Origin of the sequence: Marinobacter sp. Arc7-DN-1, from assembly GCF_003441595.1 — a bacterium.
Classification (GTDB): domain Bacteria; phylum Pseudomonadota; class Gammaproteobacteria; order Pseudomonadales; family Oleiphilaceae; genus Marinobacter; species Marinobacter metalliresistant.
The window spans coordinates 1,313,347-1,337,497 of record NZ_CP031848.1 but is presented as its reverse complement, the minus strand read 5'-3'; the positions used below and the strand labels follow the sequence as shown (position 1 = coordinate 1,337,497).

Sequence of the window (24,151 nt, the reverse complement as noted above, 5' to 3'; positions counted from 1 at the left end):
GATGGGTTATGCTGATGGAAAAGGTGGGGAGTATTGTTTATGGCGCTGGCGTCGGTTCCCGGCAACGTTGGTAAAACATGCATGCCTGTGGCGCTTGCCCTGGCTGTGGTCGGGTGCGGTGGAGGCTCCGGGGGCGGAGAGCCATCAGCTCAGGTTGCTCTCGCCGGAACTATCGACATCGAGGCGGGCACCCGGGTCGATGCTGATAACGCGGATGCGTTGCTTGGGCGTGCCCCGCTGACCACGGTGCAGCTCTTACCGCCTGAGTTTGTTCTTGCGGGCTATGTGAGCGATACGTTGCAGGCCAGGGACTACCGCCTATTGCCCGGGCAGTTTGACGCCTTCCAGTACTTTCCCGATCAAGAGGATCGGTACGTGGCATCGTTGCAGGCCGGTTTGGAACTCACCCTGCAGAGCTTTATCACGAGGCTTGGAACGGCGTCTGATTTGCTGCTGAGCGTGGAAGCGCCCGACGGCACGAATGTCGGGCAGGCAATTGCACCCGGTAACGGGGCGTCCGTAAGCATCGTCCTTAACAGTGAACAGGTGGGTGACTACACAGTCTCTGTTAAAGCGCTTGGCGAGTCGCCTATGCTGTATATCCTGTCCTCATCGAGAACAGAAACCATCAACGCTACTGCCTATGACTGGCCAAATCACCAATTTGTTCAGGATGAGGCGATTGTTTCCCTGCGCGACCCCGGTGTCCGAAGCAGCGGGCTTCCAGCCAGTGCACTGATGGCACCAGGGCGCCAGATCGCCCCCGGACTCTGGATGGTCCGGCGCCCCGCTGCGGTGGCCGCGTTGAAGCAGGGTAGCCCGGCAGAACAGACCCTTGCCTGGATCCGGAGCCTGAGAGCCGACCCGGTCATCGGGCACGCATCACCAAACTATAAGACCCGCGCGCTGGCCACGCCGGTGGATGAGCCTTTTTACGCCAGCCGGGTGCTGGGGCAGCAGTGGCATTACAGCCTGATCAATGGCCCGGTGGCCTGGCAGCTCGCCCCCGGCGGCGGAGTAGGTGTGAACGTGGCGGTTCTGGATACTGGCTTGTTCCGGGATGGCGGGCAGTGGCACCCGGACCTGACGGCCAATGTCGTCGCCGGCTTCGACGCCGTAGACGGCGATGGTTTTCCCGCCGATCCCGGGAATGCTGTGGGCGGCAGCGTCTACCACGGGACCCATGTTGCTGGCACGGTGGCGGCAGCCGTTAATGGCAGTGGTGGCGCCGGTGTTGCCTTTGGCTCCAACCTGATGCCGGTGCGGGTATTGGGCGAGGGTGGCTCTGGCACGCTAGCTGATCTGCTTGAGGGCATGCAGTGGGTGCTTGGTGATCAGTCGAGGCGGTCCGCAGACATCGTTAATCTTAGTCTGGGTGGATTGCCTTGCGGTGATCCCGCTATTTCCTCGATCAATCCTGATGACAACTTCATGAGTCTCCAGGAATTTATCAATGCAGGTGTCGCCGCCGGTATTGTCTATGTCGCGGCTGCTGGCAATTCGGCCACCAGTGAACCTTCCTGTCCGGCGGCCCTGGAAAAGGTATTCTCGGTCGGCGCCGTGGACGGCGCCGGCAACCTGTCATCCTATTCCAATTCTGGTGGCACGATTGATCTGGCCGCTCCCGGGGGCGATGCAAGTCGCGATGGAAACGGCGATGGCCAGGGCGACCTGGTCAGTAGCACCAGCGCCGCTTTCGTGAATGATCGACTGCAGCCGGTCTATCGCGGGTTACAGGGAACGTCCATGGCGGCGCCCCATGTGTCGGGCGTCTTGGCGCTTATGAAAGAAGCCAGCCCGGTACTGAATTCTGCCGCCATCGAAGGCTATCTCAGGAATGGAGATCTGACTGCGCCACCCTGTGAACCGGGCTGCAGCCGAACCGATCAACTGGGCTATGGTGTTGTGGATGCGGGCAAAGCCGTTCAGGCTGTGCTTTCCGGAAATCCGCCGGAGTTACTGACGGCATCACCGGCGGTTGTGAACCTCTCCTCGGAGACTGGATTATCATCGAGTGAGAGCATTGAACTGTCACCGCTGGGCAATTATGCGGTCACGATTATCGGGATTTCTGCTTCAGATGACTGGTTTACCGCTTCATTGGCATCCGGAACGCTTCCGTTTGAGATGAATTCGGGCAACTCGCCTGCCCAGCTAGCTCTGGTCCTGGACCCGGCGAAGCTCAAGCTCGGGGTGTCCTCCCGGGGTGTTCTTGAAATCACCTACGATTCCGGCACCGAATCTCAGGCTATTCTGACGGTACCCGTGATTGGCCGACAGGTCACCGATCAACAGGCCCGGGACGCTGGCCGGCATTTCGTTTTGCTGGTGGAACCGGAACCCGATCCTCAAACGAATACTTTTGTGACCGTGGGCCAGGCGGTCGCAACGGTAAACGAAGGCCGATATCAGTTCGAGTTCCTTCCGGACGACGGTCAGGCCCCGGAGCTGCAGAATGAAGTGCCGCCCGGCGAGTATTTCCTGGTTGCCGGAACCGATCTCGATAACGATGGCTTTATATGTCATGCCGGCGAGGCCTGTGCCGAGTACCCGGTTGCCGGTTTGCGGCAGGTGGTCGAAGTGCGCGAGAATCAGCCGGTGACCGGGCTTCGCATGACCACGAGCTATTCCAGACCGGCCGCCCTGTCTGTAAATTCGCCAGAGCTTCTGCCCAGGCCGGATTTCACCGGTTACCGGTTACTCCCGGAGCAGACTGGCAGTCAGTCCACCCGCGTTAAGGCGACCCGGATTCCATGAACGTGAAACCACTGATTCGTAGCAGTCTGATAGCGGCGGGGATCCTGAGTGCCGGCTGTGCTGTCAGTCAGACCGAGACCGATGCCGGCGCGCCTTTCGCCAGGCAGGTTGCCCAGTCGGCCCATTGCGGTCTGACTGCGCCCGGATATCTCCATATCGGCAGCCTGGAGGACTTGGCGCGTCTTGAAGCGCTGCCGGCGCGCACCTTTTCACTTCAGGCGCTCAGGGATATTGATTATCAGCGAGAACATGTTGTGCTTGCCTCCATCGGGCAAAAGCCAACAGGAGGCTTCGGAGTGACACTGGAGAGCTCGGAAGTTGCTGATGGAACCCTGCAGCTCACCATAAGGGTTGCCGAACCGGCACCCGGCACAATGGTCACCCAGGCCCTGACCACCCCCTGCGCGGTTATCGCAGTAGCCGCCGAAGGCTGGAACGATATCCGGATCACCCGCGCCGAAAACAACCGTTGATCTTTCTTCACGAATCCCTAAGCTATGGCTCAGTTTTTCATATCAATCGCGGAGTCAGTTCCTGCCCATGAGCCAGCAACAATATAACGCCGATGCTATTGAAGTACTGAGTGGCCTGGATCCGGTGCGCAAGCGCCCCGGGATGTACACAGATACCAGTCGGCCCAATCACCTGGCACAGGAAGTGATTGATAACAGTGTGGATGAGGCACTGGCGGGCCACGCCCGGCGTATTGACGTGGTGCTTTACAGTGATGGCTCTCTGAGTGTCGAGGACGATGGCCGGGGCATGCCGGTGGACCTGCATAAGGAAGAGGGCCTGTCGGGGGTTGAGCTGATCCTGACCCGCCTCCACGCCGGTGGCAAGTTCTCCCAGGGCAACTACAACTTCTCCGGTGGCTTGCACGGTGTGGGTGTTTCCGTTGTGAACGCCCTGTCCAAGCACCTGGAAATCACCATCAAGCGGGACGGCCAACTGCACCGGATGACCTTTGCCAATGGCGAGAAGGCCTCCGAGCTGGAAGTGATCGATACGGTGGGCAAGCGCAACACCGGTACCCGCCTGAAGTTCACGCCCGACGTGACATACTTTGACAGCCCCAGTTTTTCCGTCAGCCGGCTTCGCCATAACCTGCGTGCCAAGGCCGTTTTGTGCCCGGGCCTGACGGTGACTTTCCTGCAGGAAAAAACCGGCGAAAAAGATGAATGGTGTTATGAGGGCGGTTTGCGGGATTACCTGCTCACTGCGCTGGCCGACATTGAAGCCGTGCCACTGGAGCCGTTCACCGGCAGCTTTTCGGGTAACAAGGAAGCCGTGGACTGGGCGATTCAATGGCTGCCGGAAGGCGGTGAAGCGGTCATGGAAAGCTATGTAAACCTGATTCCGACCGCTCAGGGTGGAACCCATGTGAACGGTCTGCGCACCGGCCTGCTCGAAGCCATGCGTGAGTTCTGTGAATTCCGCAACCTGTTGCCCCGTGGCGTGAAACTCTCCCCGGAGGATATCTGGGAGCGGGCGGCGTATGTACTCTCCTTCAAGATGCAGGAACCGCAGTTTTCCGGGCAGACCAAGGAGCGCCTTTCCTCCAGGGAAGCGGCGGCCTTTATCTCCGGCGTGGTCAAAGACGCCTTCAGTCTCTGGCTGAACCAGCACACCGACGTGGCGGAAGCGTTGGCGGAGCTGTTTATCAATAATGCCCAGCGTCGTCTCAGGGCCAGCAAGAAGGTGGCACGTAAAAGGGTGACATCCGGCCCGGCCCTGCCCGGCAAGCTGGCGGACTGCTCCGGTAGTGATACCGCCCGTTCGGAGCTGTTTCTGGTGGAGGGTGACTCCGCCGGTGGCTCCGCAAAACAGGCCAGGGATCGTGAATTTCAGGCGGTGATGCCACTGCGGGGCAAGATTCTGAACACCTGGGAAGTGGACTCGGGCGAGATCCTGGCGTCCCAGGAGGTGCACGATATCGCCGTGGCCATTGGCGTGGATCCTGGTTCAGATCAGCTGGACGGCCTCCGTTACAACAAGGTTTGCATCCTCGCGGATGCCGATTCCGACGGCCTGCACATCGCCACACTCTTGTGTGCGCTGTTCGTAAAACACTTCCGTCCGGTGGTTGCCGCCGGCCACGTTTTCGTTGCCATGCCGCCCCTGTACCGGGTGGATCTGGGCAAGGAAACCTTCTACGCCCTCGATGAGCACGAAAAGCAGGGCATTATTGACCGCATTGCGGCGGAGAAGCGCAAGGGCAGGATTTCAGTTACCCGCTTCAAGGGTCTCGGTGAAATGAATCCGCTGCAGCTTCGTGAAACCACCATGGCACCGGATACCCGGCGTCTGGTGATGCTGACCATTGAAGACGGTGACGATACCGACAGCCGCATGGATATGCTGCTCGGCAAGAAGCGCGCATCCGATCGCAGGGCATGGCTGGAAGCCTACGGCAACATGGCGGATATCGCAGTCTGATATTCCCGTTCGCGCTATAAAAAGCATCCTTTATTCTTTCTAAGTATTCTTCAAACTCGTTATCCTGCCAGTTTTCTGATCGGGAAGAACCGTTGATGGACTGGCAAGGCTGGTTTGCGCTGGGCCTCGCAGGCACTGCGCTGGTACTGATGAGTTCCGGGCGATTTGCGCCCCATCTGGTTATGATGGGTGTGCTCGTGGTGCTCAGTGTCAGCGGTATTGTCTCTGCCGATCAGGCCCTTGCCGGTTTCAGTAACAGTGGTCTTATCACCGTTGTCGCCATGTTCGTGGTGGCGGCGGGCATCCATCATTCCGGCGGCGTGGATCTGCTGGTACACCACCTGCTTCGCAATCCCAAAACAGTCCGTTCGGCCCAGGTGCGAATTGCGCTTCCGGTGTCTCTTTTAAGCGGCTTCCTGAATAACACCCCCGTTGTGGCTACCATGATTCCGGCGGTCCACGCCTGGTCCCGGAAAATTGGCATTTCCCCCTCCAAGTTAATGATTCCCCTGAGCTATTCAGCAATTCTCGGGGGTACCCTCACTCTGATCGGCACCAGCACAAACCTGGTGGTCAATGGTCAGTACCAGCAGCTGACCGGCGGGCCGGGCTTCTCCATTTTCTCCATTACCGCCGTGGGGCTGCCGGTCGCAATTATCGGCGTGTCTGCGTTGTTGATATTTATGCCCAGAGCGCTTCCTGACCGTAAGGATCAGCAGAAGTTCGGCAGCATGCGGGAGTTCACTCTGGAAGTGGCGGTATCGTTCGACGGTCCGCTGGTGGGCAAAAGCGTTGGCGAAGCGGGACTTCGGGAGCTGGAACGGCTTTATCTGGTTGAAATTGAGCGTGATGGCAGCGTGGTAACGGCGGTGCCGTCCGAAGAGCGGCTCAGAGGTGGTGATCGCCTCGTGTTCGCAGGTGATACCCAGGCCATTTCGGATCTGCTTCGTATCAACGGCATCGTACCCTCCGTCCATGAAGACGAGCCGAGCCTGAGCAAAGACAGGGCAGAGCGGCGCCTGGTCGAGGCGGCCTTGTCGCCCCAGTCTGATGTGCTTGGGCTGACCATCCGGGATGCCCGTTTCCGGGACCGTTATGGTGCGGTGGTACTGGCCGTTGCCAGGGGAGGAGAGCGGGTATCCGGCAATTTGGGCAACATTCGCCTGAAGCCAGGTGACGTGCTGTTGCTGGAAGCCCGGCCAGCGTTTGTCAGTCGCCAGCGTTACAATAAGGATTTTCTGCTGATCAACGACCTGGAAACAGAGACCCCCCGGCACGATCGCGCCTGGCTGTCCTGGGGGATCCTGTTGGTTCTGGTTGGCCTGGCAGCCTGCGGCATCCTGAGCCTGCTGAACGCCGCCTTGCTGGGCGCGGCTCTGATGATTCTGTCTGGCTGCTGTTCGGTCGGTCAGGCCCAGAAATCGGTGGATGTGCCTGTGATTCTGACCATCGCTGCGTCTTTTGCGATGGGGGCGGCGCTGGAACAGACCGGTGCCGCAGGCTTTGTCGCCGAGGGCATCCTGGAACTCAGCCAGGGGCATGTGTTACTTACGGTCTTTCTGGTTTATTTTGCCGTGTCGGTGCTGACGGAAGTGATCACCAATAACGCCGCAGCGGTGCTGATTCTTCCGGTTGTACTTTCCATGACCAGCAGTATGGGGGTAGCGTCAGAGCCGTTTGTGATCGCCGTAATGATGGCCGCGTCGGCGAGCTTTGCCACGCCTTTGGGGTACCAGACCAACATGATGGTGTTCGGTCCCGGCGGTTACAGGTTCAGTGATTTTGTTCGTGTCGGCGTGCCAATGAATGTGTTTGTCGGCCTGGTAACGGTTGCGGTTATTGCCATGGTCTACGGCATAAACCCGGGGCTATAAGGGTGGCGTTGCGGGGTTGGCGAGAATGTCGCAGCACAGGACCCGCAGCTTTCCATTCTGGTAGTAGCCGAGCGAAAGGGTAACGCACATGTAGGCGCCGGTAACGCAGAGGTACGGTGCCGTTACGTGCAGGTTTTCTGGCTGAGCCAGTGCCTGGCGCAGATACTGCTGGCGGAACCAGTCAGCGCTGCTGGTGCTCTCCAGGGGTTTGAAGCGCGGGTCCAGGCAGCGGGTGCCGGTGTCGGATACCAGCGTGTCATCAATCTGTACGCCCATGTCATCCACCAGATAGCACCTCGAAACCGCCGGGTGGTTCAGCAGTTCCAGGCAGGATTCCTGCATACCCTGGCCGTTACGCAGCTTCGTGATGGCATGATCGAAGAAACCGCTGAAAAAATCGACCAGTTGTCTCGTCGGGTCCAGGGTGACCTGATTACGAATCTTGTATTCCTGCAGCAGTTGGTCGAAATCCGCAGGCGCGTGGGAAAGCTGGTCCAGGTCCGTGCTTGGCTTGCGGAAATAGAAACCCTGAACAAAGTCGACACCCGCATCAATGGCGATCATCGCCTGGTCACGGGTTTCGACGCCTTCCAGCAGTACCAGGCAGCCAGACTGATGCAGAAGTGACACAATCCCGTTGAGAATCTGTCGGGCCTTGTGATCTTCTGTTGCCCGGGTCAGCAGTTTCCGGTCCAGCTTCACGATATCCGGCGACAGATTCCAGATCCGCTCAAAGTTGGAATGGCCGGCGCCAAAGTCGTCGATGGCGGTGAGGCAACCCAGTTTTTTGTAATAGGCGACTGTTTCCCGAAGTCTCTCCGCGTCATCCGTTGGTTGCTCCACGATCTCCATCACAATTCGGTGCGAAGGAAGGCCGGTTTTGGCGAGTAGCTGACCAAAAAAAGAATCTGCCTGGCTGCCGCTGGTGACCACCTGCGGCGATACGTTCAGAAACAGCCAGTTCAGTTGGTCGCTGATGCCACTGTAGTTGCGTATATGAAGATACCGGCAGAGACGGTCCAGCAGCAGATTCTCCGCGGTGGAATCGGGAAGCTGAAACAGGTGCAGCGGGAGAACGGCCGAGTTGTCGTTATCAAAGGCGCGGATAAGCGCTTCGTAGCCGACGATCCGCTTGTGGGAAATGCTGTAGATGGGCTGAAGCGCCGTTCTGAGCGTAAGCCCCCGGAAATCAGCGGTCCATCGGTCACCTTCCCTTTTCAGCATAGGGGATAACAGTTCCACTTCCGGAGCCGTCAGCTTTTCAGGGAGGCGTTTCGACATAGACGATTCTGGTTAATTAAACGAATGCATCAGTCGCCCGAATCAGACGCCTGAACTGTCTTTTATCAGTACAGATATTACTGAAAAATCCTGAAGTTACTGATAGTTGGAAGGAAGACTGCCAAAAAAACGCGTTTATTACCACTGTTTCATGTAGAAACTGGAAACGGTTTGTATCTTTTGCGGCGAGGTAGTGCGGATTGCGGTCAGTCAGAGTGCGGAGAATTAAACCCAGCGGCCCGGGAGGACCGCCAGGAAATCAGTTGTTGCTGGGTACAACCACGCTTTCGTCGAATTCAAGTTCCATGTCTTGTCCTCTCGGTCAATGAGGCCCCCGGACGGGGCATTGAAATATGCTTAAAGTTTAGCGCTGCTATAATTTCGGGCAATCCGTAATACCCGTATGCGACCAAAGGCAAAGGTTACAAAGGCAAAGATTATGAGAGGTTGGTCAGAAATTCTGATGTAAGACGGCAAAAGATTTTGATTTTTTTCGTGAAGCCACATTTCTACACTTCAACAACGAAATCTGGACCAGGGGCCGAGGCGAATTTTCATCATGCAAATCCGGAATACAGCATCCAGCTACGGTTTGGTGGCGATCGCCATTCACTGGCTTGTTGCCCTGGCAATTTTTGGCCTTTTCGGGCTGGGATACTGGATGGTGGATCTGTCCTATTACCATGAATGGTACAAAAGGGCTCCGGACATTCACCGCAGTGTCGGCATTCTGCTTTTGGCGGTGATGGTCTTCCGGATTATCTGGAAAGTTTTGAGCGTGTCGCCGGTATCGCCGCCTGGCCACAAGCCCTGGGAAATCCGAAGCGCTCATCTGCTCCACGCACTCGTTTATGTGCTGATTCTTGTGGCCATGGCCAGCGGTTATCTGATCTCAACAGCCGACGGCTCCTCGATCAGTGTGTTCGGATGGTTTGAGGTACCTTCGGTGACCGGTCAGATAAAAGGCATGGAGGATGTTGCCGGAACTGTCCATTACTGGACGACCTGGACGATTGTCGGCCTGGCCCTGGTGCATGCGGCCGGCGCTCTCAAGCACCACCTTATTGATCGCGATAACACGCTACTTCGTATGCTGGGGAAGTAAGGGTCGCGCCATCCGAACCTGAATTCGTGTAACGCCCGGGCGTTGGGCATCAATGAAATAAGGGAGATAACCATGAAAAAAGCTCTGCTTGCTTCCGCTGTATCGATGGCACTTGCGGGCGTAGCTCATGCCGATGAACACAGCGGCACCTATGCGTTTGACACCAAGGGCACCCATCAATTCATTACCTTCAGGATTTCACACCTCGGCTACAGCTGGCTCTATGGCCGATTCAATGATTTTGATGGCCAGTTGGTGTACGACGCGGAAAACCCGGAAAACAGCTCTGTGAATGTCACCATCGACACCGGCAGCGTTGATTCAAACCACGCCGAGCGTGACAAGCATCTGCGCAGCGAAGACTTCCTTTACGTTGATGAGTTCCCGCAGGCCACATTCAAGAGCAAGCGGGTGGTGGTTGATGGTGAGGGTGACGCCGACATCATTGGCGACCTGACCCTGCGTGGCGTTACCAGAGAAGTGACGCTGAATGCTGGAATGGTCGGCCACGGTGCAGACCCCTGGGGTGGTTACCGCATGGGCTTTGAAGCCGAAACCGAGCTTCGTCTGGAAGATTTCGGAATCCCGATGGATCTTGGAAAGGTCTCCGAGACTGTTGAGATGATCATTTCTGTCGAAGGTATCCGGCAGTAGGCGGCCTGGCTCACCCTGGCAAAGCAGGTTCCGGGTATATACCCGGAACCTGCTTTGCCAGGCTTTTCATTTCCTTCCTGAGTCCCCGTCCATTTCTGAGTAAGGGGAATGATTCAAAGCGTAGACTTACCGTGTGACGGGTCGTGCGATTCGCGTGTCGGTTCACACGACTTGCAGAGGTGGCGCTGGCGCCAGAACTGTCCCGCAAAGATGACCAGCCAGATCAGCAAGCCCGCCCAAAGATAGGGCTCGGGGACCTGGAAGCTGCCACTGATTGCAAACTCCACGAGGAGCATCAGCGCCACTGCCAGAACCGCATTGACCAGGGCCGTGGCCATGGCTTGCCCGCAGGCTTTGATATTGGGTTTCATAGTGTTCCGCTTGTCAGATGAGTAAAACGGTCTTCTATTCACTGTTGGCGAGCATACGGTGCACGTTACAGACTCTCCATGCGGGAATTCCGCTATTGGAATCAGTCCCCGCTGCGACAAATCGCCGGTTTTGGCCAATAAATCCGCAGGTTGTTGGTGTATCGGCGCTGCGCTCCATATAATGTGGCCTCCCTCGCGCCGGTGATAATTTCAGGCGCAGGGAGTAGCATCACTGGCGTTATTCAAATCAGGCAATACAGGCAAAAGAGGCATCCATGCCAGAGTTTCAGACAACGGATGAAGGCTTTGAGCGGGTATCGCTCCGGGATTACACGGAAAAGGCCTATCTCGACTATTCCATGTACGTCATTCTTGACCGGGCGCTTCCCAATGTTGGTGACGGGCTGAAACCGGTACAGCGTCGGATTGTCTACGCGATGTCCGAGCTGGGGCTGAAATCCACGTCCAAGTACAAGAAGTCTGCCCGAACTGTGGGTGACGTGTTGGGCAAGTTCCACCCCCATGGTGACAGCGCCTGTTATGAAGCCATGGTGCTGATGGCGCAGCCGTTCTCCTATCGTTATCCACTGGTAGACGGGCAGGGCAACTGGGGTTCGCCGGATGATCCCAAATCGTTTGCCGCCATGCGTTACACCGAATCCCGTCTGGCGCCTTTTGCCGAAGCGCTGCTGGGCGAGCTTGCCCAGGGCACGGTGGACTGGGTGCCCAATTTCGATGGCACCATGGATGAGCCCTCGGTGCTGCCTGCCAGGCTCCCTCACGTGCTCCTGAACGGCACTACCGGCATTGCCGTTGGTATGGCCACCGATATTCCGCCCCACAACGTGCGGGAAGTCACCGCCGCCTGCATCCGTTTGCTGGATCAGCCCGATGCAACCGTTGATGAGCTCTGCGAACACATCAAGGGGCCGGATTTCCCCACCTATGCGGAAATTATTACCCCACGCAAGGATATCCGGCAGATGTACGAAACCGGCCGCGGTTCGCTTCGCATGCGTGCCCGCTGGATTCGTGAAAGCGGCGAAATTGTGGTGACGGATCTGCCGCATCAGGTGTCCGGCGCCCGGGTACTGGAGCAGATTGCCCATCAGATGCAGACCAAAAAACTGCCGATGGTGGCAGACCTCCGCGATGAATCGGACCACGAAAATCCGACCCGTCTGGTCGTTGTGCCCCGCTCCAACCGGGTGGATCTCGATGGCCTGATGGCACACCTGTTTGCCAGCACGGATCTTGAGAAGACCTATCGGGTGAATATCAATGTGATCGGCAATGATGGCCGGCCGGGCGTTAAGGGCCTGCATCAGATTCTGACTGAATGGCTGACATTCCGCAGGGCCACCGTTATCCGTCGTCTCGAGCATCGTCTTGAGAAAGTCCTGGCGCGTCTGCACCTCCTCGAAGGCCTGCTGATTGCCTATCTCAATATTGATGAGGTTATTGAGATAATCCGCAACGAAGATAAGCCCAAGGCCGAGTTGATGGCCCGCTTCGGGTTGTCTGCAGACCAGGCCGAGGCCATCCTCGAACTGAAGCTTCGTCATTTGGCCAAGCTTGAGGAGATGAAAATCCGCGGTGAGCAGGATGAGCTGTCAGCGGAGCGGGATGAACTTCAGTCGATTCTTGGCTCCGAAGATCGTCTGCGGGAACTGATCAAGAACGAATTGAAGGCGGACGCCGAAAACTTTGGTGACGACCGTCGCTCTCCGATTGTCGAGCGAGAGGAAGCCCGCGCCTTCAGTGAAGTGGATCTGATCTCGAATGACCCGGTCACAGTGGTGCTGTCTGATAAAGGCTGGGTTCGCGCCGCAAAGGGCCACGACATCGAGCCCGAAGGCCTGAGTTACAAGGCCGGCGACCGATTTGCGCTGGCGGCCAGAGGGCGAACCAACCAGCAGGCGATCTTCCTGGATTCCACCGGACGCGCCTATTCGCTGATGGCCCATAGCCTGCCGTCGGCCAGGGGGCAGGGCGAGCCTTTAACCGGCCGGATCAATCCGCCTTCTGGTGCCACGTTCTCGGGACTATTGATGGGAGATCCGTCTCGCAAGACCTTGCTGGTCACTGACGGCGGCTATGGTTTCGTGACGTCACTGAACGACATGATCAGCAAAAACCGCAACGGCAAAGCGGTGGTGAGTGTCCCCAGGGGAGCGAAGATCCTGCCTCCTGTTGTCATACCGGCCACCGGAAAAACGCTGTATCTGGGGGCTGTGTCTAACGAGGGGCGGATGCTGGTGTTCCCGCTGAGTGAGTTACCGGAACTGGCCAAGGGCAAGGGTAACAAGATCATCAGTATACCGTCTGCACGGGTTCAGAACCGGGAAGAATACGTGGTCTCGATTGCGGTGTTCGCCGAGGATGACCAGCTCGAGATCCGGGCCGGAAAACGCAAGATGGGGCTGCAATTCAGCGACCTCGAGCACTATCTCGGCGAGCGTGGGCGTCGTGGCCACAAACTGCCCCGGGGCCTGCAGCGGGTCGACGCCATTGAGGTGATTCCTTCCGCCGCCCGGGCTCAGGAAGAGGCGAGTTCCGAAAGTGAGGGGGCCGAACGTGGGTGAACTGGTACTGATCAATGTTTCCGGGCGGGACAAGCCCGGCCTCACATCGGAAATCACCGGCATCATGGGGCGCTATGATGTGCGGATTCTCGATATCGGCCAGGCGGTGATTCACGATCATCTCACCTGGGGCATCCTGATCGATATTCCGGATGAATCCAAATCCTCACCGGTCATCCGGGACCTGCTGTTCCGGCTCCACGCCCTTGATCTGCAAGTCCGGTTTGCGCCGATCACCGTTGAGGAATACCAGTCCTGGGCTGCGGCCCGGAATCGCGCCTGTTACATCGTGACCCTGCTTTCCCGGGACATCAAGGCCGAACAGATCGCCCGGGTATCCGCCATTACAGCTCGCCATGGGCTGAACATCGACAACATCTCCAGGCTTTCTGCGAGGCCATCACTGAACGCCTCCGATAACCGGATCGCCTGCGTGGAGTTCTCGGTTCGTGGCACGCCTTCGGACCTTGAGCAATTGCGCGCGGACTTCCTCCATATTGCCGGTGAAATGAATGTGGATATCGCCTTCCAGGAGGATTCGATTTTCCGGCGCAACCGCCGTCTGGTGGTCTTCGATATGGATTCCACGCTGATCGAAGCCGAGGTGATCGATGAGCTGGCCATGGAAGCGGGAGTAGGGGCGCAGGTGGCGGAAATTACCGAAAGGGCCATGCAGGGCGAGCTGGATTTCAGCCAGAGCTTTGCCGAGCGCCTGGCGCTGCTCAAAGGACTGGATGAATCAGTACTGGAAGGTATTGCCAATCGTTTGCGCATGACCGAAGGGGCGGAGCACCTCATTCTCAGCCTCAAGGCCCTGGGTTATCGGACCGCGATTCTGTCTGGCGGGTTTAGCTATTTCGCCCGCCATCTGCAGCGCAAGCTGGGGATCGACTACATCTATGCCAACGAGCTGGAAATCGAGAACGGTAAGGTGACCGGCCGGGTCGCCGGGCAGATTGTCGATGGCAAGCGTAAGGCCGAACTGCTGCTGGAAATTGCTGAAAAAGAGCACATCTCCAGGGAACAGGTTATAGCCGTGGGCGATGGCGCCAACGACCTCCCGATGCTGAGCCAGGCCGGGCTGGGTGTTGCGTTCCGGGCCAAGCCCCTGGTTAAGGAATCGGCCCGTCACTCCATCTCGACACTCGGGCTGGATGCGATCCTGTACCTGATTGGTTTCCGGGAAAGCGAAACCAATCAGGGGCTCGATCAGGCAGACTTCTGAGCCGGTCCGGCTCAGTTGTCGCCGAAGTCGTAGTTCATTTCCGGAACCGGGGCCTGCAGGTAGTAGCCCTGGATGTAGTTAACACCTGCCTGCCAGAGGGTGGCGAGAACACCCGCATTTTCCACCAGCGGTATGATCGTCAGCTTTCCGCTATTCTGCAGGCTCTTGACCATCGCCTTCACCTGTTCTTTGGCTTCATCGCTCTTCTGGATTTCCTCCGTAAAGGAGCCATCAATCTTTACGTAGTCTGTATCGATATGTTTGAGCGTGTTGAACGGGTTGAGGGCACAGCCAAACTGGGCGATGGAAACCTTGCAGTGGAGTTCATGAACGGCTTTGGTGAAGTCCCTGGCCTGTTTCATGTAGTTGTTGGCATCGCCTTCGCGGATCTGGAAAATCAGTGAATCACCCGGCAACCGCGCTGCCTTCAGGGCGACGCTGAGCCAGGGGGTGAAGGTTTGGTCCTGCAGTGTTTCCGCGGTTACGTTCAGGAACAGGCGGGTATCGTGCCCCCGGGAGCGGTGACTGGAAAGCTGCCTGATGGTCTGCAGGATCACCCAGCGGTCGATCTTGATGGCGGTGTCGATCGGTCCCATCGGCGGCAGGAAATCATAGGGTGAGACTTCCTTGTGGTCCTTGTCGAGCATCCGCACGAAAGCTTCGTAATGCTCCTCGCCTTCTCCGCGCAGGTTAATGATCGGCTGGAACAGAAGGCGGAAGCGGTTCTCTTCCAGGGCTTTCTGAATGGCCTCCACCGAATTGCTCTCATCCAGTGTTTCAAAGTCCGCCGGGTTATAGGCTACGACACCGTTGCCCTGGGCATGGCCTTCCAGTTTGCGGACTTCAGCGGACGCCATGTGGGCCCGGGCCATCAACTCCTCGGCCTTTGGCGAGTTCTCGGTAATCGCGGCAACCCCGATACTCACGGTGAGTTGCACGGTGCGGCCATTGATATCAAACAAATGGTCTTCAACTGCCTTGCGGATGCGCTCGGAGTGATCAGACATGGCTTTTTCATCGCAGGGCTGGCACAGGAGACTGAAGGCGTCGTCACTCAGTCTGGCGAGGGCCAGGTCGTCTCCGGCCTGCTCCTTGAGCAGGTTAGCCAGATCGCCAAGTAGCAGGTCCGCGCCGGATATGCCCACCTGGCTCTTCATGTTCATGAAGTTGTCCAGGGCAATATAGGCAAGCGCACCGGTTTCGTTGTGCTTGCCGGCATTGGAGATCGCTTCGGCGAGTGCATCCATCAGGTACTGGCGGTTATAAAGACCGGTCAGCAGATCCTGGCTGCTGATCTGGCGCAGTTTTTCTTCGAGTTCCGCATCGCTGTGCTCCGGCTGCAGCACAATCTGGGTGCAGGCCTCACCATCATAGGTTGCCGCGGAAACCGACATGGTGACATTCAGTTCGTGGTCGTCACTGCGGCGTGCCGTGCAGTTCATGGTCATGCCATCTTCGCCCTTTTCAGCGAAGGACTTCATGAACTCCCTGTACGTGTCCTGACTTTCCGGGGTAAGGGTGTCCAGTACCGGGATGCAGATAAGGTCATCGATATCGTCGTAGCCAAGAAACTCCATATAGGACTGATTGGCGTAGATGTGCATGCCATCATTAATGTAGGCGATCGCGTCCTTGGAGCTTTCGAGCAGTAACTGGCAGCGCTGTTCCGCCTCCCTGAGGTGGGATTCCAGCACCCGGCGCCGGCGACGTTCACCAAGGGCTGCCAGTTCGCGGTTAACCACCAGCACCAGGAGATCCGTGTACTCAAACGGTACGGTGTCCTGTGCGCCGGCCTTCATCATCGCTACCGTACGTTCGCGACTTTCCTGCTCGGTCAGCAGAATAAACGGAATGTCCTTGTCCATCCGGCGGATCATGGCCAGCGCATCGTCGGCCGAAAATTCCTGGTCCAGATCACGGGCCAGGAGCAGGTCCCAGTTACCCGCTTTCAGGGTTTCTTCGAGGTCTTCCTCGGAAGTGATGCGATGGGCCCTGGTGGCCTTGCCTGAGTTACGGAGCAGGCTGACCAGCGATTCGGCATCGTTTTGAGATGGGTCAAGAATCAGCAGGTGTACGGTCGCGTTCTTTTTCTGCATTCGTAAGACGTCTCGTGATACACATTGGCGGAGGCGGCCACCGTTAGCAGTCTGCGATCTGTTTGAATACAGTAACTTGCAGTCAACGGTTTGCGGGTGTCGCAAGGCCGGTCATTCACTATCGCTGAATGATGCAGGGGTTGCGGTTCAATAACAACCCTCTCCGGGGCTCCGGCGTCTCAGTTTGGCAAGATTATAACGATGGCCAGAGGGAGTCGAACTCATCCTCACTGGCGCGGGACGGTGCCACCGGTGTGCCGGTGGTCAGTGCTGCGGCATTCTGTAACTTGAGTTCAAACTGGCTAATGCTGCCTGTGGAGGATACTTTGCGCGACAGCTGCCCCGGGTCCTCCCGACCGTCGTGGAGTAATGAAATCCGGCTGCCTGACTGGAACGGCAACCTTGGTGTAATCAGAGTAGCCGACTGATTCACCACGCTGATTTCCGGCAATAGCAGGCCCCGGAGATATTCGCTGCTGTTGCCTACTTTCTGGATCAGGCGAACGCCGCAGGGCGAAGCGCTGGGCGCAAGAAGCTCTATGCCCACCTGAGTGCCGTGGTTTTTGATCTGGCGAATCCAGCGAACAACCGCGACGCTCCAGGGGTGGCTTTTCTGCTCCCGGACTCCGAGCACCTCGCCGGCCTGAAGCGAGGGGGGCACGTTGCTCTCCCAGGCGACGCAGTAACCGCCCGGGCTCGTGTTTATCAGAAAAGAGTGGTGCGATTTTGGGCGGTTTTTGTCAATACCAGGACCCTGAGCGTTGCCGTACCTGCCGCGGAAGTTAATCGGGGTATCGGCCGAAAGAAGTCTGTCGTCGCCTGGCTCGGCATCATGGGCGCCCGACCAGGCGTCCTGCTTCTGCCGCGAGGCACGGATAAACGGGTTCTCCTCGTCTTGATGACTACTGTCATTGCCGTTCACGAATTCGGTGAAGGTTTTCTCGCCGGCAATAAAATAGTGCGCGGCCGTCAGGCCCACGCAGACTTCCAGGGATCCCTGGCTGGCAATACGGTTGAAGTTTCTTTTCGCGAGAATGCCCAGCGCCTGGCTGAGATGCGTAAGCAGGGTATCGCTGACTTTCGCCGGAACCGTCAGCTCATGGTCGGTTTCTTTGTGTTCCCGGCGGGCATGCAGTGTGTCCGAAAGCATGGACGATAACTCGCGGGTGTCGAAACCGAAGCTGTCATCGCCCGGGTTCCTGTCAAGCAGGCTGCGATAGAACGGCGGATTATCCGTTTCCATATTGACGACGAACAGGCTGTCATCGCCGATGTCCGGCCCGCAACGTGTGTGATCTGTCCAGGACTCGAATAACTCGTACACCTGGAGAAGCTCTGACTGCCTGAGTTGGTTTGGCCGGGCACAGCCGAGCAGCAGAATGCGTTTATAGCTGTCGGCAACGGAACTGGTGCGGCGGTGTTGCAGGGTGTCGTCTTCAACCTGCATGACGGACAGTTTGTTGCGGTAGGCGAAGCGGAACAGGCGGTGGCATTCGAGCCAGCTCCGGGCCGGGCTGGGGCAGTAAAGCTGGTGCGATCTCAGAATGGTTGCTGCCAGTTCGTAAATGGCTCTGTGAGTGGCGTTGGCAATCTGCCTGCGATTTTTTTCCAGCCCGCCGGTGTCAATGAACTCGAGAACGCACAGCTTGTACCCACCCGCCAGATGTAACTGCAGTGCCTGTGACAGGTTGGCGATTTTCCGTTGTTTTTCGGGAAGCGCGACGGCAAGACCCAGATAGTGTCGCGAGAGTTCGTTGCAGACGAAGTGAATTTTTTCACGGATGACTTCCAGAAATTGCATCCGTAGATGCGGCGCCAGGAACAGATGATTCAGTTCAATGATGGCATGGTAGAGTTGCCGTGATACCTCACCGATATTGGCCATCGGCAGCTGGTCCGTCCAGATCCTGAATGCTTTGGGCGTTGTGTCACAGAACGACAGGCTGGCCGTTTTCTGTTCGGGAACGCGGAGATCTGGTTTCAGGGTCATACCTTCCATGAATTCATGCCAATATCGGGAGCACAGGTGGTATTCCGGGGTTGGGCCTGCTCGGCTGGCGGTTGATCGCTGTCCGCCGGCCTGCCAGGAAAACACCGTAAATACATATTTTATCGTTAAACGTTACTGGACTTTAAAGTAGCAAACCAGTTTCAAAAAGCGAGAAGATCACGAGTTGACAATCTTTGACAAGTGATTTTGAGGCCTTTTTCGTGAACCGTGTCACGGGAACAGGTTGATCGGGGTCTTGCTATCCTTTCCTGGCTCTTCACGTACAAGCTTTGGCACCAGGAACCCGGGCAGCCTTCCCAGCAGTTTATGCATTAGCTCCTTCGCCTCCTGATCGGGCACATTGTAATGGTGCGCACCGGCCACCGGGTCGAAGGCGTGGAGATAATAGGGTAGCACACCTGCATCGAACAGGGCCTCGCTCAGGGCTTCAAGAACAAAAGCTTGATCATTCACGCCCCGGAGGATAACGCTCTGGTTCAACAGCGTGGCACCGGCTGCCCTCAGATAGCCCAATGCCCGGCGGGTTGGGGGATCAATTTCCGCCGGGTGGTTGATGTGCAGAACAATAACCACCTGCAGAGGCGTTGTTGACAGCCACTTCAGCAACTCATCGCAAACCCTCTGGGGGATCACCACGGGCAGGCGGGTATGCAGACGCAGGCGGCGAATGTGAGGTATGCCACTGATCGCTGATGCCCACTGGGCGAGAAGCCGGTCATTGACCGCCAGCGGGTCGCCACCACTGAAAATGACCTCGTTCACCTCAGGGCTGGCCGCCAGGGTGTCGATAACACGTTGTCGGTCTTCCGGGTTCAGACGCTGTTCGTTATAGGGGAAGTGCCGCCGAAAGCAGTACCGGCAGTTGATCGCGCACTGGCCGGTGACCATGAGCAACGCCCGGCTGCGGTATTTGCGGATCAGCCCGGTGGTCGGAATGGCGCCCGCCTCCTGCAGAGGATCGCTGACAAAGCCCGGCACATGGCCGGTTTCCTCCTCAAGTGGCAGCACCTGCCTGAGCAGCGGGTCGGCCGGGTTGCCTTTTTCCATTCGGGCCAGGAACGGTTCCGGCACCCGGATCGGAAACAGCCGGTGGCCCCGCCGTGCGCCGGAAAGCCACAGCTCGTCAGGAAGTCCCAGGCGCCGGAGCAGCTCTTCAGGCGATGTGACCGACTCCGAGAGCAGTTGCTGCCAGCTGCGTTGCTCCTGGTCAGAAAGGTGGGCTTCTATATGGGCGGGGGTTCGCTGTATCATAGCGACCTTTGAATTTTAAACAGCATTTTGTCAGGTGGACATTTCATGGCTTCATATTCTACCAACGAATTTCGCAGTGGTCTCAAGGTTTTGCTTGATGGCGACCCCTGCATCATGCTCGAGAACGAGTTCGTAAAACCCGGAAAGGGGCAGGCCTTTAACCGCGTCAAACTGCGTAACCTCATGACCAATCGTGTCTGGGAACGCACCTTCAAATCCGGTGAAAGCCTGGAAGCGGCGGATGTGATTGATCAGGATATGGAATACCTCTACACCGACGGGGAATTCTGGCATTTCATGCTTACTGATGGCTCCTTCGAGCAGTACCCGGCTGATGCCAAGGCCGTTGGTGACACCCTGAAGTGGCTGAAAGAGCAGGATGTCTACACAGTGACCCTGTATAACGGTGCGCCGCTGTCGGTTACGCCGCCCAATTTCGTTGAACTCGAAGTGGTCGATACCGATCCGGGCATGAAGGGCGACACGGCACAGGGTGGCTCCAAGCCGGCAACCCTCTCAACCGGTGCCGTGGTCAATGTGCCGTTGTTTATCACCACCGGTGAAGTACTCAAGGTTGATACGCGCTCCGGAGAGTACGTCAACCGGGTCAAGAGCAGTTAACCCTGACATGACCAAAGAACCTGTCTGGCAGCCCTCTGCCTCGCAGGCTGCCTTGAAAAGCCGTGCACAACAACTGGGGTTTGTGCGCGGCTTTTTTGCGCAAAGAGGGGTGTTGGAAGTTGAAACACCGATTCTCGGGCAGCATGGTGTCACCGATCCGAATCTGGACGGCATTCAGGCGCACGTATCCGCCGGCGCCCGAACCGGCGGCTGGCTACAGACCTCCCCTGAATACCACATGAAGCGCCTGCTGGCTGCGGGCTACGGCTCGGTTTATCAGGTTTCCCGGGTGTTCCGTAATGGCGAGCTTGGGCGACGCCATAACCCTGAGTTCTCCATGCTGGAATGGTATCGCGAAGGGTTTGACGACGTGGCATTGATGGCCGAGGTTTCAGACCTTGTATGTGGCTGGCTTGGTTGCCGGCCGCCGGAGGTCATCCGTTACAGGGACGCGATGGAATGGTGGGCAAATATCGACCCCTTTGAGGCCACGGACCGCGAGCTGATGCGTCGCTGCGAGCAGTGGCTGGAACCGGAACAGCTGGCGGACCTGGGGCGCGATGGCTGCCTGGACCTGCTGATGAGTTTTGCGGTTGAACCGAACCTTGGTACGCAACGGCCGGTATTCATAACTGGCTATCCGGCCGCTCAGGCCTCCCTGGCTCGTGTCTCCGTGTCGGATGGCCATGAAACCGCGCACCGGTTCGAGCTTTACATAAATGGCCTTGAGCTTTGCAACGGCTACTGGGAGCTGACGGATCCACGGGAACAGCGTCGCCGCTTTGAAGCGGATAATGAGCAGCGCCGACGGTCCGGGAAGCCGGAAATGGCGCTGGATGAGGCTTTTCTTGCAGCCCTCGGGCTGGGGCTGCCCGAGTGTTCCGGGGTGGCGCTCGGGCTGGATCGCCTGCTGATGATCAAGTTGGGCGCCGGGGACATACGTGAGGTGCTGGCATTTCCGTTTGAGCGGGCATGATTCGGAAAGCCGTTCTCCTACACGGGAGAGTGTGTCCGGGATAGTGTGCCAAAGGCCTCGCCCATGCGCACGGTCTTGCCGGCGATCTGATCACTGTTCCAACTGACTGCACCCTTGGGCATTACCATGATCACGGTCGAGCCCAACCGGAAGCGGCCCATTTCCTCACCCTTGGCAAACGTCACGGCCTGCTCGCCTTCGTAATGAGTTGCGGTAACCCCTTTGCTGCCCGGCACCACGACCCCCGCCCAGCGGGTTTCCACGCTGCCCACAATCATGGCGCCCACAAGTACCAGGGCCATGGGGCCTGCGTCAGTGTCGAAGATGCAGGCAACGCGCTCATTGCGGGCAAACAGGTTGGGAACGTTTTCAGCGGTCACGGGGTTTACCGAGAACAGCTTGCCCGGAATGTGGATCATCTCCCGAAGGGTGCCGGCCATGGGCATGTGGATCCGGTGGTAATCCTTGGGCGAGAGGTAGATGGTCGAAAATTCGCCCCCCGCAAACGGCGCGGTGGTTTTCTCAATTCCGCCGAGCAGCTCGCTCAGGCTGAAGGACTGGCCCTTGGCCTGGAATATCCGGTCGCCAGTTACCTGGCCGAGCTGGCTGATCACGCCATCAACAGGGCTGACCAGCGTTTCTTCACCTTCGGCCAGTGGTCGGATACCCGGTTTCAGTGCCCGGGTGAAGAAAGCGTTGAAGCTCGGGTAGGCTTCCGGATCCGGCTCGGCGGCTTCGCTCATGTCTACCCCGTAGCGGCCGATAAACCAATGGATCACCCGGTTCTTGAGCGCGGGGGAACGGTCATCGTCGGCCAGACGACCGGCCAGGTGGGAAATCGCCCGTTGCGGGGCGATGTACTGGCTCAGAACAAAAAGCTTGTCGAACATGAATAGTGATCCTTTGCGCTCAAAGGCGCGAAGTTTAACAAAGACTGCGACCTGTATAGAAATTGTTTCGTGGCTTCGCGGTTCTGTGGGGGGCTTGCTATTATCAGGGCACCTTTTGCGTGAAGACTTCCGGCTCCGGCCGATAACCAAGAACATAAGGCGTGCTTAGTTACCATGTTACTGATCATCGGTGCGGTTATTGTTATTGCCAGTGTATTTACTGGCTTTGTTCTCCATGGCGGCAACCTCATGGTGCTGTGGCAGCCAACAGAAGTGCTGATAATTTTTGGCGCGGCTCTGGGGTCATTCATCATTGCCAACCCCATGCATACCCTGAAGGAAACGTTTAGCCGCGGCTTTCAGCTGCTTACCGGTTCGCCCTACAATAAATCGTTCTACATGGATCTTCTCAGCCTGCTTTACGAGATTTTTGACAAGTCCCGAAAGCAGGGCGTTATGGCAATAGAAGAAGACATCGATAATCCCGAGTCCAGCCAGATCTTCAGTCGTTACCCTGCCATCATGAAGTCAAAAGAATTGCAGGCATTTATTACCGATTACTTGCGTATTATCAGCTCTGGCAACATGGCGGCCCATGAGCTGGAAGGCATGATGGAAAACGAGATCGACAGTCGCCAGCACGAAATCGAAGAGTCTGCGCACGCCGTCAACAAGATTGCGGACGCGCTGCCCGGCCTCGGGATTGTTGCCGCGGTTCTTGGCATTGTCATCACCATGAACTTCATGAGCGAGGGGCCTGAGAAGATCGGCCTGAGTGTTGCCGCGGCGCTTGTTGGTACCTTTCTCGGTATCTTCATGGGTTATGGCTTCGTCGGCCCCACGTCCATTGCCATGGAACACGCCGCCAAATACGAACTCAAGGCCTACGAATGCGTAAGGTCGGCCATCGTAGCCACAGTGTCGGGGCAAGCGCCCCAGATGGCGATTGAATTCGGTCGCAAGGCATTGCCGACGGACAAGCGTCCCGGTTTTCAGGAACTGAACGATCACGTTCGTTCCAAGTAATACCGCCTGCAACTGATCTCCGGAGCCGAATCGTGGAAGAACAGCCGATCATAATCAAACGCAAAAAGGTTGTCGCAGCCGGGCACCACGGTGGTTCCTGGAAAGTTGCGTTTGCCGATTTCGCTACCGCAATGATGGCGTTTTTCCTGGTGCTCTGGCTGACCGCGACGGCGTCTCCTGAACAAAAGCTGGCCGTGGAAGGTTATTTTCGTGATCCGGTAGGATTTACCGAGGGTGGCTCACCGAACCCGGTGGATCTTGAGGGCAGCGCTTCGGTCATAAACGAGGCGAGTCCCGATATCGAATCAAGCCAGATTCAGATCGAAGACCAGGTCGTGGACGAGCTCTCGGAAACCCTCGAACAGCGTCGTATGGAGGAGTTATTCCAGGAGCTGAAAGAACGCATCGAGCAGAACGAAACCCTGCAGGAGTTCAAGGACCAGCTGTTGATCGACATTACCGATGAAGGCCTGCGCATCCAGATCGTCGACCGGTCAGGCCGCCCCATGTTCGACAGCGGCCGCGCCGAGCTTAAATACTACTCTCAGGATATCCTGTTTGAACTGGCCAAGACGCTGGGTTCCGTCGATAACAAACTCAGTATTACAGGGCATACCGATTCGGCACCGTTCAGTGGCCGGCCGGGCTACACCAACTGGGAGCTGTCGGCTGACCGCGCCAATACAGCCCGCCGGGCGCTCGTTGCTGGCGGGGTTCGGGGGGAACAGATTGCCCGGGTGGTAGGGCTGAGCGACTCCGTGCTGTTCGATCAGGAAGACCCGACCGCGCCGGTGAACCGCCGCATTTCCATTATCGTTCTGAACAAGAAAACCGTAGACAACATCCAGAGCAGCGCGGGCCGTACCGATGAGCCCCTGATCGATCTTACCCGCCCGTCAGAAGCAGAGCAGGAAGCCGCCCGAGAGCGGCTTGAAAGTGGGGAATGGCGCAAGGAAAAAGAACAGCCGGCACCGGGCGAGCTGAACTGGTAG

General features: G+C 57.6%; 18 protein-coding genes. 12 read left to right on the top strand and 6 right to left on the bottom strand.

The genetic code is table 11. From position 1 onward, the window contains the following. Positions 1–39: 39 nt before the first annotated feature. The 4 genes from D0851_RS06200 to D0851_RS06185 all read left to right on the top strand — a co-directional run bounded on the left by D0851_RS06200 (position 40) and on the right by D0851_RS06185 (position 7,067). Complete coding sequence (locus tag D0851_RS06200) at positions 40–2,757, top strand: S8 family serine peptidase (RefSeq protein ID WP_117617847.1); 2,718 nt, start codon at positions 40–42, stop codon at positions 2,755–2,757. Beyond that, positions 2,754–3,230 (top strand): protease complex subunit PrcB family protein, encoded by a 477-nt coding sequence (locus D0851_RS06195; protein ID WP_117617846.1) that lies wholly within the window; start codon positions 2,754–2,756, stop codon positions 3,228–3,230. Before D0851_RS06200 ends, D0851_RS06195 begins: the two co-directional genes overlap by 4 nt. A gap of 67 nt (positions 3,231–3,297) precedes the next feature. After that, entirely contained in the window at positions 3,298–5,193 is a 1,896-nt protein-coding gene (parE, locus tag D0851_RS06190) for a DNA topoisomerase IV subunit B (RefSeq protein WP_117617845.1), read from the top strand. 95 nt (positions 5,194–5,288) lie between these two features. After that, a complete protein-coding gene (locus tag D0851_RS06185) occupies positions 5,289–7,067 on the top strand; it encodes an SLC13 family permease (protein WP_117617844.1) in 1,779 nt (592 codons plus the stop codon). Here the strand turns inward: D0851_RS06185 and D0851_RS06180 are convergent. Continuing rightward, positions 7,062–8,348 (bottom strand): EAL domain-containing protein, encoded by a 1,287-nt coding sequence (locus D0851_RS06180; protein ID WP_117617843.1) that lies wholly within the window; start codon positions 8,346–8,348, stop codon positions 7,062–7,064. The genes D0851_RS06185 and D0851_RS06180 overlap by 6 nt on opposite strands. 559 nt (positions 8,349–8,907) lie before the next feature. Here D0851_RS06180 and D0851_RS06175 point away from each other — a divergent pair. Together D0851_RS06175 and D0851_RS06170 are read left to right on the top strand one after the other, a co-directional pair. Continuing rightward, entirely contained in the window at positions 8,908–9,453 is a 546-nt protein-coding gene (locus tag D0851_RS06175) for a cytochrome b (protein ID WP_117617842.1), read from the top strand. 72 nt (positions 9,454–9,525) lie between these two features. Then, positions 9,526–10,107, top strand: a complete 582-nt coding sequence (locus tag D0851_RS06170; RefSeq protein WP_117617841.1) for a YceI family protein — start codon at positions 9,526–9,528, stop codon at positions 10,105–10,107. A gap of 113 nt (positions 10,108–10,220) precedes the next feature. Here the strand turns inward: D0851_RS06170 and D0851_RS06165 are convergent, their stop codons facing one another. After that, a complete protein-coding gene (locus D0851_RS06165) occupies positions 10,221–10,478 on the bottom strand; it encodes a hypothetical protein (RefSeq protein WP_117617840.1) in 258 nt (85 codons plus the stop codon). A 275-nt stretch (positions 10,479–10,753) separates the two neighbouring features. Here D0851_RS06165 and parC point away from each other — a divergent pair, with 275 nt between their 5' ends. After that, complete coding sequence (gene parC, locus D0851_RS06160) at positions 10,754–13,063, top strand: DNA topoisomerase IV subunit A (protein WP_117617839.1); 2,310 nt, start codon at positions 10,754–10,756, stop codon at positions 13,061–13,063. Next, positions 13,056–14,288, top strand: coding sequence for a phosphoserine phosphatase SerB (serB, locus tag D0851_RS06155; RefSeq protein ID WP_117617838.1), 1,233 nt, complete (start codon positions 13,056–13,058; stop codon positions 14,286–14,288). The genes parC and serB overlap by 8 nt, the downstream gene beginning before the upstream one ends. An 11-nt stretch (positions 14,289–14,299) precedes the next feature. Here serB and D0851_RS06150 read toward each other — a convergent pair whose 3' ends face one another. The 3 genes from D0851_RS06150 to epmB all read right to left on the bottom strand — a co-directional run bounded on the left by D0851_RS06150 (position 14,300) and on the right by epmB (position 19,646). Beyond that, positions 14,300–16,384, bottom strand: coding sequence for an EAL domain-containing protein (locus D0851_RS06150; RefSeq protein WP_117617837.1), 2,085 nt, complete (start codon positions 16,382–16,384; stop codon positions 14,300–14,302). Positions 16,385–16,577: 193 nt separating this feature from the next. Next, positions 16,578–18,383, bottom strand: a complete 1,806-nt coding sequence (locus D0851_RS06145; protein ID WP_117617836.1) for a GTPase — start codon at positions 18,381–18,383, stop codon at positions 16,578–16,580. 222 nt (positions 18,384–18,605) lie between these two features. Continuing rightward, complete coding sequence (gene epmB, locus D0851_RS06140) at positions 18,606–19,646, bottom strand: EF-P beta-lysylation protein EpmB (RefSeq protein WP_117617835.1); 1,041 nt, start codon at positions 19,644–19,646, stop codon at positions 18,606–18,608. Positions 19,647–19,691: 45 nt separating this feature from the next. Here epmB and efp point away from each other — a divergent pair, with 45 nt between their 5' ends. Then, positions 19,692–20,267, top strand: coding sequence for an elongation factor P (gene efp, locus D0851_RS06135; RefSeq protein ID WP_117617834.1), 576 nt, complete (start codon positions 19,692–19,694; stop codon positions 20,265–20,267). A 7-nt stretch (positions 20,268–20,274) separates the two neighbouring features. Then, complete coding sequence (gene epmA, locus D0851_RS06130) at positions 20,275–21,243, top strand: EF-P lysine aminoacylase EpmA (protein ID WP_117617833.1); 969 nt, start codon at positions 20,275–20,277, stop codon at positions 21,241–21,243. Between the two features lie 17 nt (positions 21,244–21,260). On the opposite strand, the gene asd is transcribed toward epmA, so the two are convergent. After that, positions 21,261–22,133 (bottom strand): archaetidylserine decarboxylase, encoded by an 873-nt coding sequence (gene asd, locus D0851_RS06125; RefSeq protein WP_117617832.1) that lies wholly within the window; start codon positions 22,131–22,133, stop codon positions 21,261–21,263. A 174-nt stretch (positions 22,134–22,307) separates the two neighbouring features. On the opposite strand from asd, the gene motA reads away from it, so the two are divergent. Continuing rightward, complete coding sequence (motA, locus tag D0851_RS06120) at positions 22,308–23,159, top strand: flagellar motor stator protein MotA (RefSeq protein ID WP_117617831.1); 852 nt, start codon at positions 22,308–22,310, stop codon at positions 23,157–23,159. 32 nt (positions 23,160–23,191) lie between these two features. Further along, complete coding sequence (motB, locus tag D0851_RS06115) at positions 23,192–24,151, top strand: flagellar motor protein MotB (protein WP_117617830.1); 960 nt, start codon at positions 23,192–23,194, stop codon at positions 24,149–24,151.

Bases quoted from the DNA above. Each gene is read 5' to 3' on its own strand.
- D0851_RS06170 (WP_117617841.1), top strand. From the start codon at position 9,526: ATGAAAAAAGCTCTGCTTGCTTCCGCTGTATCGATGGCACTTGCGGGC.
- motA (WP_117617831.1), top strand. From the start codon at position 22,308: ATGTTACTGATCATCGGTGCGGTTATTGTTATTGCCAGTGTATTTACT.
- D0851_RS06165 (WP_117617840.1), bottom strand. From the start codon at position 10,478: ATGAAACCCAATATCAAAGCCTGCGGGCAAGCCATGGCCACGGCCCTG.
- epmB (WP_117617835.1), bottom strand. From the start codon at position 19,646: ATGATACAGCGAACCCCCGCCCATATAGAAGCCCACCTTTCTGACCAG.
- D0851_RS06180 (WP_117617843.1), bottom strand. From the start codon at position 8,348: ATGTCGAAACGCCTCCCTGAAAAGCTGACGGCTCCGGAAGTGGAACTG.
- D0851_RS06185 (WP_117617844.1), top strand. From the start codon at position 5,289: ATGGACTGGCAAGGCTGGTTTGCGCTGGGCCTCGCAGGCACTGCGCTG.
- efp (WP_117617834.1), top strand. From the start codon at position 19,692: ATGGCTTCATATTCTACCAACGAATTTCGCAGTGGTCTCAAGGTTTTG.
- parC (WP_117617839.1), top strand. From the start codon at position 10,754: ATGCCAGAGTTTCAGACAACGGATGAAGGCTTTGAGCGGGTATCGCTC.
- D0851_RS06200 (WP_117617847.1), top strand. From the start codon at position 40: ATGGCGCTGGCGTCGGTTCCCGGCAACGTTGGTAAAACATGCATGCCT.
- D0851_RS06150 (WP_117617837.1), bottom strand. From the start codon at position 16,384: ATGCAGAAAAAGAACGCGACCGTACACCTGCTGATTCTTGACCCATCT.
- D0851_RS06195 (WP_117617846.1), top strand. From the start codon at position 2,754: ATGAACGTGAAACCACTGATTCGTAGCAGTCTGATAGCGGCGGGGATC.
- D0851_RS06145 (WP_117617836.1), bottom strand. From the start codon at position 18,383: ATGGAAGGTATGACCCTGAAACCAGATCTCCGCGTTCCCGAACAGAAA.
- asd (WP_117617832.1), bottom strand. From the start codon at position 22,133: ATGTTCGACAAGCTTTTTGTTCTGAGCCAGTACATCGCCCCGCAACGG.
- D0851_RS06175 (WP_117617842.1), top strand. From the start codon at position 8,908: ATGCAAATCCGGAATACAGCATCCAGCTACGGTTTGGTGGCGATCGCC.
- parE (WP_117617845.1), top strand. From the start codon at position 3,298: ATGAGCCAGCAACAATATAACGCCGATGCTATTGAAGTACTGAGTGGC.
- epmA (WP_117617833.1), top strand. From the start codon at position 20,275: ATGACCAAAGAACCTGTCTGGCAGCCCTCTGCCTCGCAGGCTGCCTTG.